The organism is Flavimobilis rhizosphaerae (genome assembly GCF_014852685.1).
In the GTDB taxonomy this organism is placed as follows: Bacteria; Actinomycetota; Actinomycetes; order Actinomycetales; family Cellulomonadaceae; genus Flavimobilis; species Flavimobilis rhizosphaerae.
In genome coordinates this window covers 373,306-389,851 of the sequence record NZ_JACZDF010000001.1, presented here as the reverse complement: position 1 = coordinate 389,851, position 16,546 = coordinate 373,306, and the positions used below count along the sequence as shown (strand labels likewise).

The following is a 16,546-nucleotide window of genomic DNA, read 5'->3' as shown; positions in this document are numbered from 1 at the left end:
CGCGCCGCGCGGCCCCCCGGGAGAGGCTAGAGCAATGACGACCACCCCTGCAGCCGGTCCCCACCTCCTCGACGGCCCCCGGCGCGTGCTCGTCACGGGCGCGACCGGGTACGTCGGCGGCAGGCTCGTCCCCGAACTCCTCACGGAGGGGCACGACGTGCGCGTCGCCGTGCGCGCGCCCGAGCGGCTCGCCGACGTCCCATGGCGCGACGACGTCGACGTGCGCCGCGCAGACCTCGGAGACGCCGAGGCGGTCGCGGCCGCGCTCCGCCCGCGCGGTGCGGCGCCCGACGCGCCCGGCGACGTCGACGTCGTCTACCACCTCGTCCACTCGATGAGCACGGGTGGGGACTACGCACACACCGAGCTGACGATCGCGCGCACTGTCGCGCGTGCGTGCGCCGCTGCGGACGTGGGACGCATCGTCTACCTCGGCGGCCTGCACCCGCGCGGCGTCGACCTCTCGCCCCACATGGCGTCCCGCACCGCCGTGGGTGACGCGCTGCTCGGCTCGGGCGTGCCGACGCTCGTCCTCGACGCGGGCGTCGTCATCGGCTCCGGCTCCGCGTCGTTCGAAATGATCCGGCACCTCACCGAGAATCTGCCGTTCATGCCCGCACCGTCGTGGGTCGGCAACCTCGTCGAGCCCATCGCGGTGCGTGACGTCCTCCATTACCTGCGCGGGGCCGCGCGCGTGCCCGCGAGCGTCTCGGGCCGCTTCGACATCGGCTCACGCGACGTCCTCACATACGCGGCGCTCATGCACGGCTACCGCCACGAGGCCGGGCTGGGGCGACGACGCATCTACGCGTTCCCCGTGCCTGCGCCGCGGCTCGCCGGCTGGTGGGTCGCGCTCGTCACGCCCGTGCCGCACGCCATGGCCGTCCCGCTCGTCCAGTCCCTCCAGCACGACGCGATCTGCCGCGACACCCGCATCGACGGCATCATCCCGCCACCCCCGGGCGGCCTCACCGGGTACCGGGAGGCGGTGCGGCTCGCGCTCGCGCGCGAGCGACGCGGCGAGGTGACGACGACGTGGGCGAGCGCGAGCGGCGGCGTGTCCGCTGACCCGCTGCCGTCCGACCCGCCGTGGTCAGGCGCGACGGTGCGCGTCGACGCCCGCTCGCGCATCGCCCGCGACCTCGAGCCCGCCGACGTGTGGCCCGTCGTCGAGGGGATCGGCGGACGCAACGGGTGGTACTCGTGGCCCGTTGCCTGGGCCATCCGCGGGATCCTCGACACGTTCGCGGGCGGGCCCGGCGCCCGGCGTGGCCGACGCCACCCCGAGACGCTCGCCGTCGGCGACCCCGTCGACTGGTGGCGCGTCGAGCGTCTCGAGCGCGGCCGCTACCTGCGGCTGCGCGCCGAGATGCGCGTCGCCGGCCGGGCGTGGCTCGAGATGCGCGTCGAGCCTGCCCCCGGCGGCGGCACCCGCTACGACCAGCGGGCCGTCTACCTGCCGCACGGCCTGCCCGGCAGGCTCTACTGGGGGCTCATCGCGCCGTTCCACGCGATCGTCTTCCCGTCGATGGCGCGCAACATCCTCGCGCGCGCCCGCGAGCTGCGCGTCACCAGCCCGCGAGGACCGCGATGACGACGAGGGTGACGATGAACCCGCACACCTGGTTGAGCCACAGGAAGCGTCGCCAGCCAGCGTTCGCCGTCTCGCACGTCGTGTCGGTGACGTCGCGGTGCGGCCACACGTTGACGAGGTGGAGGAGCGGCACGAGTGCCGCGACACGCCCCGGCCAGCCCGCGCCGACGAGCAGGACGACGACCGCGAGCGCGTAGACCGCGAGCGCGAGACGCGTCGTGCGCCGCGCCCCGAGCACGGTCGCGACCGAGCCGATGCCGGCCGCCCGGTCCGCGCGCACGTCCTGGACCGCCCCGAACGCGTGGGATGCGGCGCCCCAGCAGAAGAACGCCGCGAGCACCGCGAGCACCTCGCTCGTCCACGCGCCGCCCGCGAGCGCGACCCCGTAGACGGCCGGCGCGACGAAGTGCGTCGAGCTCGTGAGCGAGTCGAGCACGGGCCGCTCCTTGAGCCGCAGCGGCGGTGCCGAATAGCCGACGACCGCGACGACCGCGACGACGAGGACGACGTTGGCGAGCGTCGTCCCGGCGGCGAGCAGCACGACGAGGAACGGCACGTTCGTCACGAGGGCCGCGACGAGCGTCGTGCGGTGGAGGCCGCGTTCGAGGACGATCCCCTCGACGCCGCCCTTGCGGGGGTTCGCGAGATCAGACTCGTGGTCGAAGACGTCGTTGATGCCGTACATCGCGAGGTTGTACGGGACGAGGAGGTAGAGCGACGCGACGATCCCGAGCCACCACGAGGACCCTCCCGCGAGGAGGTAGGCCGCGACGAACGGGTAGGCGGTGTTGATCCACGAGACGGGTCTCGCGGTGCCGACGAGCCGCGCGAGGACGCGCCGTGCCGGGGCGCGTCCGGGCGCCTCGGCCGGAGCGCCTGAGGCGGTGCCCGCCGGGGTCGCCGGCCGCGGGAGCGTCACGTCCGTGGCCGCGAGGCGTTCTCCCCGCGCTGACGACGTTCCCCCGTCGACGCGCACCCGCTCGGCAGGCCGTGGCGCGGCCGCGGCCGCAAGCGCGGGCAGGACGAGCGCGGTCGCGAGCGGCCAGGCGAGGTCCTCGAGGGGCGCGAGCCCGACGCGCACGCCGAGCAACTGTGACGCGTCGAAGCGGAAGAGGTCCGCGGCGATCATCGCGGAGTCGAAGACGACGGTGAGCGCGAGGAGCACGAGCGCGGTGAGCGCCGTCGCGGCGCCGAGGTTCTCGGGGAGTGTCCCGCGCGAGCGCGCAACCGCCCGGCAGACGACGTGCCCGAGCGCCGCGAGGGCCAGGACGAGGGCGGCAAGGCCTGCGTACGTCACGAGGCGTCCCTCCCGTCGGGCCACTGGTCGCGACGCCGCCCGAGCCACCGGAGCATCCCTGCGGCGACGACGAGCGTCACGTACGCGAGGAAGACGACGAAGACGATCTCCTCGATGGGCAGGTGCGGTGCAACCTCGACGCCCACGAGCGCGTCGCCGAGGCCGCGTCCGTAGAAGCCGGCGCGGATCGCGACGACGTCCCACACGAGGAGCAGCGCGGCGCCGGCGCCGACGACGCCGAGCACGCGCGGGCGCGTGCCGAACGGGCTGCGACGCGCCCCGAGGAGGAGCCGCCAGCGCAGGTCGATCGCGAGGACTCCGGCGGCCGAGACGAGGAGCGCCGCGAGGTAGGCGCCGGTCATCGCGCGTCCGACGACGTGTGGGGCTGTGTCGTCGTCGGAACGTCGATCGACGCCCTGGCGCGTGCCCGCGCGAGCGTGTCGTGCGCGACCTGTGCGCTCAGCAGGCACATGGGCACTCCCACGCCCGGGATGGTCGACGCCCCGGCGTGGACGAGGCCGTCGACGCGCCGGGAGGTGTTGCGGGCCCGGAGCATCGCGGACTGGCGGAGGGTGTGCGCGGGGCCGAGGGCCCCGCCGCGCCACGCGTGGAGGTCGGCGGCCATGTCGCCGGGGCCGACGGTGCGGCGCACGACGATGCGTTCGGCGAGGTCGGGCACACCGGCCCACGCGGCGAGCTGGGCGATCGCGGCGTCGGCGATCCGCTCGACGCCCGGGTCGCCTGTCCCGTCGAGGCCGCCGCGGCCGAGCTCCGGGTCGGCGTGGACGGGCACGAGGAGGAAGAGGGTCTCGTGACCGTCGGGCGCGACGGTGGCGTCGGTGCGGGAGGGGGCGCACACGTACGCGGACGCGGGGTCCGGCAGGGGCCGCTGCCCGTCGACGGCGTCGAAGCCCTCGGTCCAGTCGCGCGTGAACATCAGGGTGTGGTGCGTGAGCTCGGGGAGCCGCCCCCGTACGCCGAGGTGGACGAGGACAGCACCTGGTCCGGGGTCGCGCCGCGACCACCAGCGCTCCGGGTAGGTGCGCAGGTGAGCTGGCAGGATCTGCGTCTCGAGGTGGTGGAGGTCGCCCGCGTGGACGACGACGTCCGCGTCGATCGTGCGCGGGCCGTCCGGACCGACGACGTCGATGCCGGTGACGTGGGCGCGGGGTCGCCTCGCGGTGCGGACGTTCCCGGCGCCCGTCGTGGTCCGGAGCGCGGTGACCTCGGTGCCGAGCGTGAGCCGGGCGCCAGCGTCCTCGGCGAGGCGCGCGAGCGAGCGCGTCACCTCGCCGAAGCCGCCGCGGGGGTAGCGGACGCCGTCGACGAGGTCGAGGTGGCTCATGAGGTGGTACATGCTCGGCGCGCGTTCGGGCCGGGTACCGAGGAAGACCGCGGGATAGCCGAGGACCTGCCGGAGGCGCCGGTCGGTGAACCGCGTATCGACGTGCCGGGACAGCGGCACGGCGAGGAGCCGGGCGAGCGTCGGCAGGCGCCGCAGGACGGCGGGCACGAGGAGGTCGCGCGGGCGGCTGAAGTCGGTGCGGAGGAGGTGGTCGACGGCCACGCGGTACGCGTCGCGCGCTTCGTCGAGGTAGCGTCCGAGGCGTGCGCCGGCACCGGCCTCGACGGATTCGAAGAGCTCCGTCGCCCGAGCGCGTCCCGAGCGGACGTCGAGCGGTTCCGCGTCCTCGGCGAGCACGCGGTAGGCGGGGTCGAGATCGACGAGGTCGAGCTGCTCGGCGGTCGTCGTGCCGACCTCCCGGTAGAACGACTCGAAGACCTCGGGCATGAGGAACCACGACGGTCCGAGGTCGAACGTGAAGCCGTCGCGCTGCCACGTGCCGGCGCGGCCGCCGACGGTGTCGAGCCGGTCGACGACCTCGACGTCGTCGCCCGCGCGGGCGAGGAGAGCGGCGGTCGCGAGCCCCGCGACTCCGGCTCCGACGATGACGACGCGGCTCATCGCGCCGCCCGGGCGCGCAGACCGGTGTGCTGGCCAGGGCGCTGCCCGGCGGGCTGCGTCGCTCGCTGGGACCCGGCGCCGCGCCCCCGCGCGACGTGGTCGCGTGCGAGTGCGTCGCGCGCGAGGGCTCGGCCGACGACGAGCGCCTTGCGCGCGGCGGGGACACTCACGCGCGTCGTCGCGATCTCGGCGGCCGGTGTGGCGCGCAGGAGCCGGGAGAGCTCGGCGAAGAGCGCCGTCGCGGCGACGACGGCCCGGCGTGCGCCCGTGGGTAGGAGCGGGATGGCCGTGCGGGCCAGTGCGATCTCCGCGTCGACGTCGTCGAGCGCGGCGTCACGGGCCGCGTCGCTCGGCGCGGCGACGAGCTCGGCGAGGTAGGCGCGGCCACGGTCGTCGAGGTCGGCGCCGAGGTCGCGGACGAAGTTGACCTTCTGGAACGCGGAGCCGAGCGCGCACGCGCCCGGTGCCGCGTCACGCACGAGTCGTGTGCGCTCGGGCGTGGGAAGGTCGGCGGCGAAGATCTGCAGGCACATGAGCCCGACGACCTCCGCGGAGCCGTGGACGTACGTCGCGAGCGACGCGGCGTCGTGCGCGTCACGCACGAGGTCGGTGCGCATCGCGTCGAAGAACGGCCCCGTGAGGTCGTCGCCGATGCTGCAGCGCGCCGCGGCGAGCGTGAACGCGTGGACGACGAGGTTCGTCGAGCAGCCCCGGGCGCGTGCGCGCGCGACCTCGTCCTCGAGGTCGTCGAGGAGCGCTGCGCGGGCTGCGGGGTCGACGTCGTCGAGCGCGCCGTCGACGATCTCGTCAGCGAGCCGCACGAGCCCGTAGACGGCACGCACGTCGGCACGCTGCGCGGGCGGCAGGAGCCGCACCGCGAGGGAGAAGCTCGTCGAGTAGCTCGCGATGACGGTCTCGCTCGCAGCGCGCGCGGCGTCATCGTAGCGTGCACGTTCGGAGGCGCTCATGCGTCGGCCCCCACGGTCGTGGCGAGAGTCTCGGCGTCGGGTCGGGCGCCCGCGCACAGGAGGTCGAGCAGTTCCTCGGGCACGCCGGCGGCGCGGCCCACGTGGAGCGCGCTCATGATCCTGTCATCGGCGAGCCGTGCGACGGCCTCGGGAACACCGTGCTCGGCGAGCGCACGGCGTACCGGCTCGGCCCCGGCCGCGTCGAGCTCCGGGTCACCGAGGACACGGAGGACCTCGGGCCACGCGCCCGTACCTGCCGCGACCGCGACGAGCGCGGTCGCGCGCCCGGCCCGCAGGTCGGAGACGCACGACTTGCCGGTGGCTGCCGGGTCGCCGAAGGTCCCGCGGAGGTCGTCGCGCATCTGGAAGGCGACGCCGACGAGCCGTCCGACATGCTCGAGCGCGGGCCCGAGCGCGAGTGCGGCGGGCGTGCCGACGAGCAGCGCGGCGGCGCGCAGCGGCCAGACGAACGTGTAGACGGCGGTCTTGCGCTCGGCGGTCGCGAGGGCCGTCGGCAGCGAGGGACGACCGGCGGCGAGCGCCGTCGTGTCGGCGAGCTCGCCCGCGGCGGACTCGGCGACGACGTCACCGAGGAGGTCGAGCAGCGCGGTGCGGGTCGCCGGGCTGACGTCGAGCGCCGCGACGGCGCTCACGGCGCGTACGAGCGCGAGGTCCCCCGCGAGGATGCCGCCCGCGAGCGCGGCGTCGGCGATCCCGGCGGGCGACGCGCCGCGGGCGCGCGCGGCCGCACCGTGCCGGGCGGCGACGGTGGGCCGGCCTCGTCGGACGTCGTCGTGGTCGATGACGTCGTCGTGGACGAGGAATGCCGTGTGGAGCAGCTCTGTCGCGTCGGCGAGCTCCCGGGCGAGGTCGTCGCGCTGCCCCCCGAGCGCACGGTAGGCGGCGAGGAGGAGTGCGGGGCGGACCCCGCTACCGCCGTCGGCGGCGTCGGCGAGCGCGTCCCACAGCGAGGCGAGGTGCCCGTCCGGGTCGGGCAGGCGGGTGGCTTGGCCGCGCAGCGTGCCGACGAGCGCATCGGGTGTCCAGGCTCGCGCGGGGGCGTGGGTGCTGCCCACGGCGACGGCGCTCACGGGAGGACCTCGAGCTCGGCGAGCTCGCGGAGCTGGGCGACGGACCAGGGGCTGAGCGCCCAGGGGGCGCAGACGCTCGTGCGGCCGAGGTCGGCGACGTCGACCCAGGTGACCTCGACGGCCTCGGTGGGGTCGGGAACCACGCGGGGGCGGTGTCCGGGGACACGGGCGAGGACGACGGGGCACATCTCGTTCTCGACGGTGCCGTGCGCATCGACGGCGCGGTAGCGGAAGTCGGGCAGGACGATGTCGAGGTCGGTGAGAACCTCGAGGCCGAGCTCGTCGCGGCCGTGCCGGCGGACGGCGTCGAGGAGGTCCTCGCCGGGCCTCGGGTGGCCGCAGAACGCGTTCGTCCAGACGCCGGGCCAGGAGCGCTTCGTGAGGGCGCGACGGCTGAGGAGCACCGCGCCGTCGTCGTCGAGGACGTAGCAGGAGAAGGCCAGGTGGAGAGGTGTGCGCGTGCCGTGGACGTGCTCGCGCGGCGACGTACCGCTCGGGTGGCCGTCGTCGTCGAGGAGGACGACGTGGTCGAGGACGTGGCCGGCGGGACCGACGTCTGCCTCGCTAGGACCGGGGTGGGTGGTGCTGGGGGAGGGTGCGAGCAGTGTCATGGCGACTCCTCAGCAGTAGGTTGAGCACCAGTTTACTAGCCAGACTAGCAACTTGTCACGCTAGGATTAGACGGTGCACGAAGAAGCCCCGCAGCCCGAAGCTCCCTACTGGTTCCACGACGATGGTATCCGCGTCCTGCTCGAGGCGATGAGGCGTTTCCGCTTGGCCGACACAGGGATGCGCCGCCGCACCGCGCGCGCCATGGACATGAACGAGTCCGACATGGTCGCGCTCCAGCTCGTCGTCGCCGCCGAGCGCCACGGGACGGTCGTCACCCCGAACGCGATCGCGAACCACCTCGACATCTCCACCGCGTCGACGACCAAGCTCGTCGACCGCCTCGAGGCCGCCGGCTACCTCGTGCGGGAACCCCACCCCCACGACCGGCGCTCCGTGCGCCTCCTGCCAACCCCGCGCGCACACGACGAGATCCGCGCCCGCCTCACCCTCATGCACGCGGAGATGGAGCGCGTCGCACGCGCCGTCCCCGAGGAATCCCGCGCCCACGTCGCCGCGTTCCTCGACGGCATGGCTGACGTCCTCGACCACCAGGAAGGCATCGCGCCGCTCACGTGAGCGCCCACCCTCCTCACGTCTCGGAGGCGGGCCTGTCCGTGTTGCGACGTCCCGCTGCCCGAAGTCGGCCCGCCTCCTGTATTCGCACGGGCACCTCGTGGTCGACGACGAGTCCCCCGCTCCGACGCTCGCCACATGTGCTGGCGTCACGCAGCTCGCCGCAGACGCGGGTGAGGTGGCTGCCGAGGCGCACATGAGGCACGTCCAAACGTTGAGGGCCGCATCCCGACTGGGATGCGGCCCTCGCTGTGGAGCTAAGGAGATTCGAACTCCTGACCTCTTCGATGCGAACGAAGCGCGCTACCAACTGCGCCATAGCCCCGTGAAGCGAGAACTACGTTAGCACGCGCTGGACTCCGCAGAAAAATCGGCGGGGCACGCGCAGGACGATCAGGCTCCGGAGGCGCGGCGGCGCGCGAGAATCGCGTCGAGACCGAGGCCGAGACCCTCGGTCGTCGTCGCGGGCTCCTCCGCGGACCGGGCCGTGCTGCCAGAGTCCTGTGCGCGCTCGGCGGCGTTCGCGGGCGTGGTGACGTCCGCGTCATCGAGCGGCGCGACCTCACGACGGGGCGCAGCGGCCTTCATCGTGTACGTCGGACGCGGCAGCGAGAAGCCACCGAGGACACGGTCGTCGTCGGTGGCCGAGGACTCCGCGGTCGCCGAGCCGGTCGCGTCGGGCACGGCGGTGGGGGACGCAGCAGAGGCGGACGCGGGAGCGTCGGCCGTGACGGCCGGAGCCGCGGCGCGGGCGGCGGGCGTCTCGCTGACGTCCGGGCCCTCGGACAGCGGGGAGGCCTCGGGAGCGGCCTGAGCCGCTGCGGCGCGCCCGGCGGCGGCCGAGGCGCGCTCGAGGACCTCGGCGCTCGAGATCATCTGCGTCGTCGTCTGGCTGCCGTGCACGGCGCGACCGGTGACGCTCGCGCTGCGCGCGCTGCCGGCGTGGGCCCGGGCGCCCGCGGAAGGACGTGCGGTACGGGTGGCGGGCTGCTCGGCAGGCGCAGGGCGTCGGGCGGGACGAGCGTCGGACGCGCGAGCTGCGAGCTCTGCGTCGGAGCGGCGGGCGGCGACGACGGCGCGACGCCCGAGCGCGAGGACCCCTCCGAGCGCGACGGTGAGCACGGTCGGCACGGCGACGTGGAGGGAGAACGCGCTCACCGCGGTCCACGCGATCGCGGACGCGGCAAGGAGCGTGAGCGTGAGGGCGAGGCGGCGGCGCGCAGCGGCGGCACGACGCTCGGCGACCGCACGGGCGCGCTCGGAGGCCGTGGCGCGCGCAGCGGCAGGGTGGGCGACGGGGCGGGCAGCGGCACGTTCGGCTGCGTCGGCCGCGGCGCCGGGGCTCGCCGTCTGAGGACGTGGGGAGGCAGGCGCGGCAGGGCGCGTCCTGACGGGCGCGCCGGGGCGACGCTGCGACGCGATGACCGGTCGGTCCATGGTGACGACTCCCTCTGCTGCTGCGGCCGGCTGCGCGACGACGACGGGCATCGGACCCGTCAGCAGACGACCGTGGGGAAGCTGTCCTGGCGGGCAGTCACGCGACGTCCCGGGCTCCTCCCTGCCGTCACGCCGGGCGACCGCGAGGATCCGCATGGCGCCCGAGTGCCGGTCCTCGGTGCGTGCCGTGGCGACCTGCGACCGCTGCGACACGCGCTGAGGGAGGAGGTAGACCGCCCAGAACGCGGCGATGGCGAGCACCGCCGCCCCGGCCAGATTCTCCACTCCCCGACGGTATGCGAGCTGTGGCACGCTCCCACGGACGCCCTCCGGCGTGTCTTACACGGGTGTGATTCCACCCGTCGTGGGACGCTCGCCGCCCGAACCGCGCAACCCTCTGCGATCGGTCATGCACTCTCCGCCCGCTCCCGCAGCCGCGCGAGCAACCCTCCCGGCACCTCCTCCGAGGTCACGGCGAACACCCGATGGTCGCGCCAGCGCCCGTCGATGTGGAGGAAGCGCTCGCGCACACCCTCCTCCCGCAGGCCGAGTTTGGCGACGACGCGCAGGCTCGGCGCGTTCTCGGGTCGGATGGCGATCTCGATCCGGTGGAGGCCCACCTCGGCGAAGCAGTGGTCGATGACGAGGGCGACCGCCGTCGGCACGATCCCCCGCCCGGCGACCGCGCTGTCGATCCAGTAGCCGATCGACGCGGTGCACGCGGAGCCACGCACGATGCTCGCGACCGTCACCTGCCCGACGAGCCTGCCGTCGAGCTCGATGACGAACGGCAGGTGCGTGCCGGCTCGCGCGTGCGCACGCGCCGCCGCGACGTACGCGCCGAACGACGCGGCCGGAGCCCCCGTCGGCGACGTCGCCTCCCACGGTTCGAGCCACGCTCCGTTGCGCGCCCGCACGGCGGACCATGCGCGCGCGTCCCGTCGCCGCAGCGGACGCACGGTGACCGTTCCGGCGGCCGACAGCGCGCGGAGCGTCGCAGGCCAACCGGACGTCATCCCTCGAGCACCAGGCAGTGGACGCGCGAGCCGAGCCGCACGAAGGACTCGCCCTCGGGAACCACTGCGAGCGCGTTCGCCGCGGCGAGCGACGAGAGCGACATCTGGTCGATCGCACGCGGGTCCGCGACGGGCACGACGCGGTAGCCCTCGTCGGGGCTGCCCGTGAGGTGCGCGGGCACGAACTCGCGCAGCCCCGCCGGGCTGTTCCACTCGGCGTCCGCGTACGCGACGACCGACGGGCGGAAGAGATCGGTGTGCCCCGCGATCTCGAGGAGCGCCGGCCGCACGAAGACCTCGTACGCGACGAGCGCCGCGACGGGGTGCCCAGGCAGGGCGACGATCGGCACGACGCTGTCGTCCTCGCCGATCGTGCCGAAGCCGTGGCCGCGTCCGGGGGCGAGCGCGACGTGGTCGAAGCGCACGGTGCCGAGCGGTCCGAGCACGTCCTTGAGCGTGTCGTGGCTGCCCTCGGACAGGCCGCCCGTCGTGAGGACGAGGTCTGCGCGCACGAGCTGGTCGGCGAGGACCTCGCGGAGGTGCGCACGGTCGTCGCTCACGGGTGCGACGGGGATCGCGACGGCGCCCGTGTCCTCGACGGCGATCGCGAGGGCCTGCGCGTTGGCCTCGAAGACGCCCGCTCCGGCGCTGCGACGTCCGGGGACGCGTAGCTCGTCGCCGACGGGCACGATGACGACGCGCGGCCGCGGGTGCACCCTCAGGTGGGAACGTCCGAGTGCCGCGGCGAGGGAGATCTGCCGCGCACCGAGGCGCAGGCCGGCGGCGAGGACGACCTGCCCGGCGCGTGCGTCGGCCCCCGCACGTCGCACGCCCGAGCCGACGCCGACCGACCGGCGCACGCGTACCTGCGCCGTGCCGCGGTCGGTGTGGTCGAGCGGGACGACGGCGTCCGCGCCGACCGGCAGGGCGACGCCCGACGAGATCCGCACGGACTGCCCGGTGACGAGCCGCTCGGGCGCCTCGGCGGCCGACCAGAGGTCGGCGACCACGGGGAGCGTCACGGGCGCGGCATCGGTCGCAGGGTGGACATCGTCGGCGCGGACGGCGTAACCGTCGTGCGCCGCGGTCGCGTGCGCGGGGACGTCGACGTCGACGCGGACGTCCTCGGCGAGGATGCAACCTGCCGCGTCGCCGAGGACCACGTCGAGCGGAGGGACGGGGCTGAGCCCCGCGAGGATCTCCGCGAGGTGCGCCTGGACGCTCAGCACGAGGTCACGCGTCGAGCGTCGGGACGTAGCCCCGCAGCCAGTCCCGGAAGTCGGGGCCGAGATCGTCGCGCTCGGACGCGAGCCGCACGACGGCCTTGAGGTAGTCGAGCTTGTCACCCGTGTCGTAGCGGCGACCGCGGAAGACGACGCCGTAGACGCCGCCCCCCTGCTCGGCAGGCATGGTCGCGAGCTCGGCGAGCGCGTCGGTGAGCTGGATCTCGCCGCCACGGCCGGGCGCGGTGCGCTCGAGGACCTCGAACACCGCGGGGTTGAGGACGTAGCGGCCGATGACCGCGAGGTTGCTCGGCGCGTCCTCCGGCGCGGGCTTCTCGACGAGGCCCGTGACGCCGACGACGTCGCTGCCGGGCACACCGTCGACCGTACCGACCTGCGGCGCTGGCTCGACAGCGGCGCAGCCGTAGAGCGACACCTGCGCTGGGTCGACCTCGAGGAGTGCGACGACCGAGCCGCCCGTGCGGCGTGCGACCTCGATCATCGCGGGCAGCACCGGGTCGCGCTCGTCGATGAGGTCGTCACCGAGAAGGACCGCGAACGTGTGGTCCCCGACGTGGTTCTTGGCGCGCAGGACCGCGTGCCCGAGCCCCATGGGCTCGCCCTGCCGGACGAAGTGGACATCGGCGAGCGCCGACGACTCGCGGACCGCCTCGAGGCGGGCGTCATCGCCCTTGGCCTCGAGGTTCGCCTCGAGCTCGGGGACCCCGTCGAAGTGGTCCTCGAGGGAACGCTTGGACCGTCCCGTGATGAAGAGGACATCCGCGAGGCCGGCCGCTGCGGCCTCCTCGACGACGTACTGGATCGCGGGCTTGTCGACGACGGGGAGCATCTCCTTGGGGGTCGACTTCGTCGCGGGAAGGAACCGGGTGCCCAGACCTGCAGCAGGGATGACAGCCTTGGTGATCTCCATGCAGATACCTTAGCGACCACCGCAACCGGACCTGGGACCGTCAGCGGCGGTGGAGCGGGGAAAGTTTGGGATGATGGAGCCATGAGCGGAGCAGCGCAGCCCATCCATGTCCCTCCCGGCCTGGAGCCGGAGGACGCCAAGACGATGGTCCGCAAGGCGATCCGCGCGGCGCGGGAGCACCGATCCTCGCGACGGCGCCAGGAGGCTGCCGCGGGCTTCGTCCACTCGCTCGCCGACTTCGAGCAGCTGCGCGAGGCACGTTGCGTCGCCGCGTACGTCTCGCGTCCCTCCGAACCGGGCACGCTGCCGCTCCTCGAGGATCTCGCGCTGCGCGGCGTCAGGGTCCTCCTGCCGGTCCTCGGCACGGGGCTCGAGCGCGGCTGGGCCCCGTTCGCAGGGGCAGACGACCTGCTCGAGCGCGCTCCGGGCCGACCGCCGGAGCCGGGCACCGAGCACCTCGGTGCGGACGCGCTCGCGGAGGCCGACGTCATCATCGCGCCCGCGCTCGCCGTCGACACTGCGGGAGCGCGCCTCGGGCAGGGCGGCGGCTGGTACGACCGAGCGCTCGGCCACAAGCGGCCGGACGCGAAGGTCGTCGCGCTCGTCTTCCCCGAGGAGATCTACGACGCGGCGGACTCCCCCATCCCGACGGAGCCGCACGATGTACCGGTCGACGCGTTCGCGACGCCGTCGGGCTGGCAGTGGGCGGAGCGGGGCTGAGCCCCAGCTGCTCCTACTCGGCGCTCGGGACGAGGCGCAGCGTCTCGCCGGCTGCGCGGGTCACGGCGTCGGCGCTGAACGGCCACGCGAACGTCTCGCCGACCGACCATGCCTCGAACTGGTCCGCGTAGTTCCGGTGCCCCGGGTGACCTGAGGTGCCGGTGACGACGACCCATGTCGACGCGTCGAGCACGCCGAGGTCGACGACCATGCGCATCGACGGTCCGGACGTCACCGAGAAGTCGGTGCGGCCTGTCGCGGTCCTCGCTGATGCGTCCCAGGCCGTTGCATCGACGATCGACGATCCGCCGCCGAGCTGCTGGGTCGCGGGGTTGACGAACGCGCGCACGGGCCACGGGATCGACTCGCCGCCGAGCACGGGGTGCTCGAGGCTCAGCTGGTGGAGCCTGCCCCACTGCCAGTCGTCGGTGTCGCGGCCGAGCGCGGTCGTGAGCTCGAGCCGGGCGTCGACGAGCGCCTGGCGGAGGATCTCGTCGCGCGTCTCGACGACGTCGACGGTCGTGCGGTCGTCCCAGAGCCGGGCCTCGGGGTCGTCGAGGAGCTCGGTGACGACGGCGAGCCAGCGGCTCGAGCCGCTGGGCTGGACGGAGTCCGGCAGGTCGTCGGCGAACGCGCCGTCGACGATGTGCGCCCAGACGGCGTTGAAGTAGGCTGCGGCGGCCGACGACGGGTCGGTGTTGTAGTCCCAGCTCCTCAGGAGCTCCTGGCCCTGTGCGGCGAAGTCGTCGTCGAGGCTGATGCCGAGGAGCGTCGGGACGAGCGCAGCTGCGAACGGGCTCCACACGTCGGACTGGATCGCGCTCATGGTCTCGCCCGAGAGCTTGGTGCCGCCGGTGATCGCAGTGTCGAGGAGCGTCGAGATGCGGTGCGAACGGTAGCCGTAGTCCCAGTCGGCGGTGAGGTAGGGGCCCTCGCCCGCGGGGAGGACGGCCTGGTTCGCGGCGACGATGACGCCGGACTCGGGGTCGAGGACGGCGGGCATGTCGGCCGGGTCGACGTAGCCCTGCCAGTCGTAGGCGCTGTCCCAGCCGGGCCGCGGCCAGGTGCCGTCGGACGGCACGGGTCCGGTGACGTTGCCACGCAGCGGGATCCTGCCGGGGGCCTGGTACCCGATGTGGCCGTCGGTCGTCGCGAAGATGATGTTCTGGGAGGGCACGGCGAAGAGCGCTGCGGCCTGCGCGACGTCGTCGGCGTCGGCCGCGCGGTTGAGCGCGAAGATCGCGTCGGCGGTGCGGCCGGGCGTGAGCGCCGTCCAGCTGAGGGCGACGCCGTAGGTGACGCCGGAGAGCCCTGCGTCCGCCGTCGGCGAGAGCAGGGCGGCGAGGGACTCGCCGAGTTCTCCGGAGATCACGGGCCCGTGGACGGTCTCGGCGACGTCGATGACGATGTCGTCGCCGCCGTTGACCTTGATGGTCTCCTGGCGGATGTCGAGCGGCTCCCAGGAGCCGTCGCGGAGGTAGGTGTGCGCGCGGACCGCCTCGACGAAGAAGTCGGTGACGTCGGCTCCGAGGTTCGTGAGGCCCCACGCGAGGTTGGCGTTGTGGCCGATGATGACGCCGGGCAGGCCGGAGAACGAGAAGCCGGCGACGTCGTAGGGGCAGGCGTCGCTCACCTGGGCGCAGCGCAGGCCGATCTGTGCCCAGATGCTCGGTGCTGCGAGCGACAGGTGGGGGTCGTTCGCGAGGAGCGGCTTGCCGCTCGCGGTGTGCTCTCCGGCGACGACCCACGAGTTGGAGCCCGTGCCCTCGCCACGTCCGACCTGCTGCGGGACGGCTGCGAGCGCGTCGGCCGCGGCGTCGAGGGCGGCGCGCACGCCCGCGTCCTCGAGCGGGAGTCCGTCCTCGGGTGCGGCGCGGCTCGCGCCGCCCGTGCCGCCCTCGGCGTCCTTCGGTGCGGCGGCGCGGCGCTCGCCGCGGGTCGCGGTGGCCTCGTCCGCGGCGAGGATCGGGGCGTTCGCGTCGTCGGGGTAGGCGGGGAACAGGGCCTCGACCGCGGTGACGTCGCGGAGGGTGCCGAACGCGGCGGCGCGCTCGAGCTCCTCGTCGAAGTTGCCGCGGAGGTCCCAGGCCATGGCCTTGAGCCACGCGACGGAGTCGACGGGCTGCCACGGCTCGGGGTCGGCGACGTCGACCTGGGTGCCGAGCACGGTGTACTCGAGCGCGATCTCGGCAGGCGAACGCTCCGCGAGGTACGCGTTGACGCCCTCGGCGTAGGCCGTGAGGTTGTCGCGCGTGCTCTGCTCGAGGAGGTCCCACTCCTGCTCGGCGACGCGGCGCCAGCCGAAGGTGCGCACGACGCGGTCGGCGGCGATCGCGTCGGGGTTGTCGCCGACGAGCTCGGCGAGCCGGCCCGCGGTGACGTGCCGGCGGTAGTCCATCTCGAAGAAGCGGTCCTGCGCGTGGACGTATCCCTGCGCCCGGAAGAGGTCCTCGCTCGTCGTCGCCGTGAGGTAGGGCACGCCGCGGGCGTCGCGCTCGACGGTGACGGCTCCGTCGAGGCCGCGCATCGTCACCTCGCCAGAGGTCGCGGGGAACGGCTTGCGCACGACGACGACGGCTGCGACGGTCGTCGCGACGAGGACGACGACGAGAAGCGTGACGACGGCGAGGAGCACCTTGCGCGGTGCGGACAGGCGACTGAGCACGCGTCGAGCCTAGTCCGGACGTCGGACAACGGCAGGGTGGTCCACCGGGACGGCAGCGAGGGCGTGTGACGGGGCGCACGGCTCGTCGGCGGCGGTCCGACGTATAGTTGGCACTCGGAACGACGGAGTGCCAGCCCGCGGCGGCCCTGTCGCGGCCCGCCCCCTCGAGCAAGGAGAGAGAACCGTGCCCACCTACGCGTACACGTGCACCGCGTGCGGTCACAGCTTCGACATCCACCAGTCCTTTGCGGACGACGCCCTCACGGTGTGCCCCGAGTGCTCGGGCCGGCTGCGCAAGATCTTCTCGACAGTGGGCGTGACCTTCAAGGGATCGGGCTTCTACCGCACCGACTCACGCTCGGGCTCGTCGTCGAGCGTCTCGACGCCGGCGGCGAAGCCTGCCGCGAAGCCCGCGTCGACGTCGACGTCGACGGGCGCGGCCTGACGCGTCCG

General features: G+C 74.2%; 15 protein-coding genes and 1 tRNA gene. 4 read left to right on the top strand and 12 right to left on the bottom strand.

Features of this window, described 5'->3' with window-relative positions:
- The first annotated feature begins 34 nt into the window (after positions 1 to 34).
- Positions 35 to 1,594 carry an SDR family oxidoreductase gene (locus IGS67_RS01690; protein ID WP_192277206.1) on the top strand — a complete coding sequence of 520 codons (1,560 nt, stop codon included), beginning with the start codon at positions 35 to 37 and terminating at the stop codon, positions 1,592 to 1,594.
- Here IGS67_RS01690 and IGS67_RS01685 read toward each other — a convergent pair.
- From IGS67_RS01685 to idi, 6 genes are read right to left on the bottom strand one after another with little or no spacing between them, the layout of a single operon-like run.
- The gene (locus IGS67_RS01685) at positions 1,569 to 2,891 is read right to left on the bottom strand and encodes a prenyltransferase (RefSeq protein ID WP_328741358.1); all 1,323 of its coding nucleotides are present in this window, start codon (positions 2,889 to 2,891) and stop codon (positions 1,569 to 1,571) included. The two genes, IGS67_RS01690 and IGS67_RS01685, sit on opposite strands and share 26 nt — an antisense overlap.
- Positions 2,888 to 3,253: a lycopene cyclase domain-containing protein gene (locus IGS67_RS01680; RefSeq protein ID WP_192277204.1), complete on the bottom strand. Its 366-nt coding sequence runs from the start codon at positions 3,251 to 3,253 to the stop codon at positions 2,888 to 2,890. The genes IGS67_RS01685 and IGS67_RS01680 overlap by 4 nt, the downstream gene beginning before the upstream one ends.
- The gene (gene crtI, locus IGS67_RS01675; RefSeq protein ID WP_192277202.1) at positions 3,250 to 4,857 is read right to left on the bottom strand and encodes a phytoene desaturase family protein; all 1,608 of its coding nucleotides are present in this window, start codon (positions 4,855 to 4,857) and stop codon (positions 3,250 to 3,252) included. The genes IGS67_RS01680 and crtI overlap by 4 nt, the downstream gene beginning before the upstream one ends.
- Positions 4,854 to 5,825: a phytoene/squalene synthase family protein gene (locus tag IGS67_RS01670; protein WP_192277200.1), complete on the bottom strand. Its 972-nt coding sequence runs from the start codon at positions 5,823 to 5,825 to the stop codon at positions 4,854 to 4,856. The genes crtI and IGS67_RS01670 overlap by 4 nt, the downstream gene beginning before the upstream one ends.
- Entirely contained in the window at positions 5,822 to 6,916 is a 1,095-nt protein-coding gene (locus tag IGS67_RS01665) for a polyprenyl synthetase family protein (protein ID WP_192277198.1), read from the bottom strand. Before IGS67_RS01665 ends, IGS67_RS01670 begins: the two co-directional genes overlap by 4 nt.
- A complete protein-coding gene (idi, locus tag IGS67_RS01660; protein ID WP_192277196.1) occupies positions 6,913 to 7,527 on the bottom strand; it encodes an isopentenyl-diphosphate Delta-isomerase in 615 nt (204 codons plus the stop codon). The genes IGS67_RS01665 and idi overlap by 4 nt, the downstream gene beginning before the upstream one ends.
- 73 nt (positions 7,528 to 7,600) lie before the next feature.
- On the opposite strand from idi, the gene IGS67_RS01655 reads away from it, so the two are divergent.
- Entirely contained in the window at positions 7,601 to 8,104 is a 504-nt protein-coding gene (locus IGS67_RS01655; protein ID WP_192277194.1) for a MarR family winged helix-turn-helix transcriptional regulator, read from the top strand.
- A 249-nt stretch (positions 8,105 to 8,353) separates the two neighbouring features.
- Here the strand turns inward: IGS67_RS01655 and IGS67_RS01650 are convergent.
- From IGS67_RS01650 to IGS67_RS01630, 5 genes are all read right to left on the bottom strand, one after another.
- Positions 8,354 to 8,426, bottom strand: a tRNA-Ala gene (locus IGS67_RS01650).
- A gap of 68 nt (positions 8,427 to 8,494) precedes the next feature.
- Positions 8,495 to 9,823: a hypothetical protein gene (locus tag IGS67_RS01645; protein WP_192277192.1), complete on the bottom strand. Its 1,329-nt coding sequence runs from the start codon at positions 9,821 to 9,823 to the stop codon at positions 8,495 to 8,497.
- A 122-nt stretch (positions 9,824 to 9,945) separates the two neighbouring features.
- Positions 9,946 to 10,554: a GNAT family N-acetyltransferase gene (locus IGS67_RS01640; RefSeq protein WP_192277190.1), complete on the bottom strand. Its 609-nt coding sequence runs from the start codon at positions 10,552 to 10,554 to the stop codon at positions 9,946 to 9,948.
- Positions 10,551 to 11,783: a molybdopterin molybdotransferase MoeA gene (locus tag IGS67_RS01635; protein ID WP_192277189.1), complete on the bottom strand. Its 1,233-nt coding sequence runs from the start codon at positions 11,781 to 11,783 to the stop codon at positions 10,551 to 10,553. Before IGS67_RS01635 ends, IGS67_RS01640 begins: the two co-directional genes overlap by 4 nt.
- 4 nt (positions 11,784 to 11,787) lie before the next feature.
- Positions 11,788 to 12,708, bottom strand: a complete 921-nt coding sequence (locus tag IGS67_RS01630) for a UTP--glucose-1-phosphate uridylyltransferase (RefSeq protein ID WP_192277187.1) — start codon at positions 12,706 to 12,708, stop codon at positions 11,788 to 11,790.
- An 81-nt stretch (positions 12,709 to 12,789) separates the two neighbouring features.
- On the opposite strand from IGS67_RS01630, the gene IGS67_RS01625 reads away from it, so the two are divergent.
- Positions 12,790 to 13,428, top strand: a complete 639-nt coding sequence (locus IGS67_RS01625; RefSeq protein ID WP_192277185.1) for a 5-formyltetrahydrofolate cyclo-ligase — start codon at positions 12,790 to 12,792, stop codon at positions 13,426 to 13,428.
- Positions 13,429 to 13,441: 13 nt separating this feature from the next.
- Here the strand turns inward: IGS67_RS01625 and IGS67_RS01620 are convergent, their stop codons facing one another.
- Positions 13,442 to 16,093, bottom strand: coding sequence for a penicillin acylase family protein (locus IGS67_RS01620; protein WP_328741357.1), 2,652 nt, complete (start codon positions 16,091 to 16,093; stop codon positions 13,442 to 13,444).
- 184 nt (positions 16,094 to 16,277) lie between these two features.
- On the opposite strand from IGS67_RS01620, the gene IGS67_RS01615 reads away from it, so the two are divergent.
- Positions 16,278 to 16,538, top strand: a complete 261-nt coding sequence (locus tag IGS67_RS01615) for an FmdB family zinc ribbon protein (protein WP_102510209.1) — start codon at positions 16,278 to 16,280, stop codon at positions 16,536 to 16,538.
- The last annotated feature ends 8 nt before the right edge of the window (positions 16,539 to 16,546 follow it).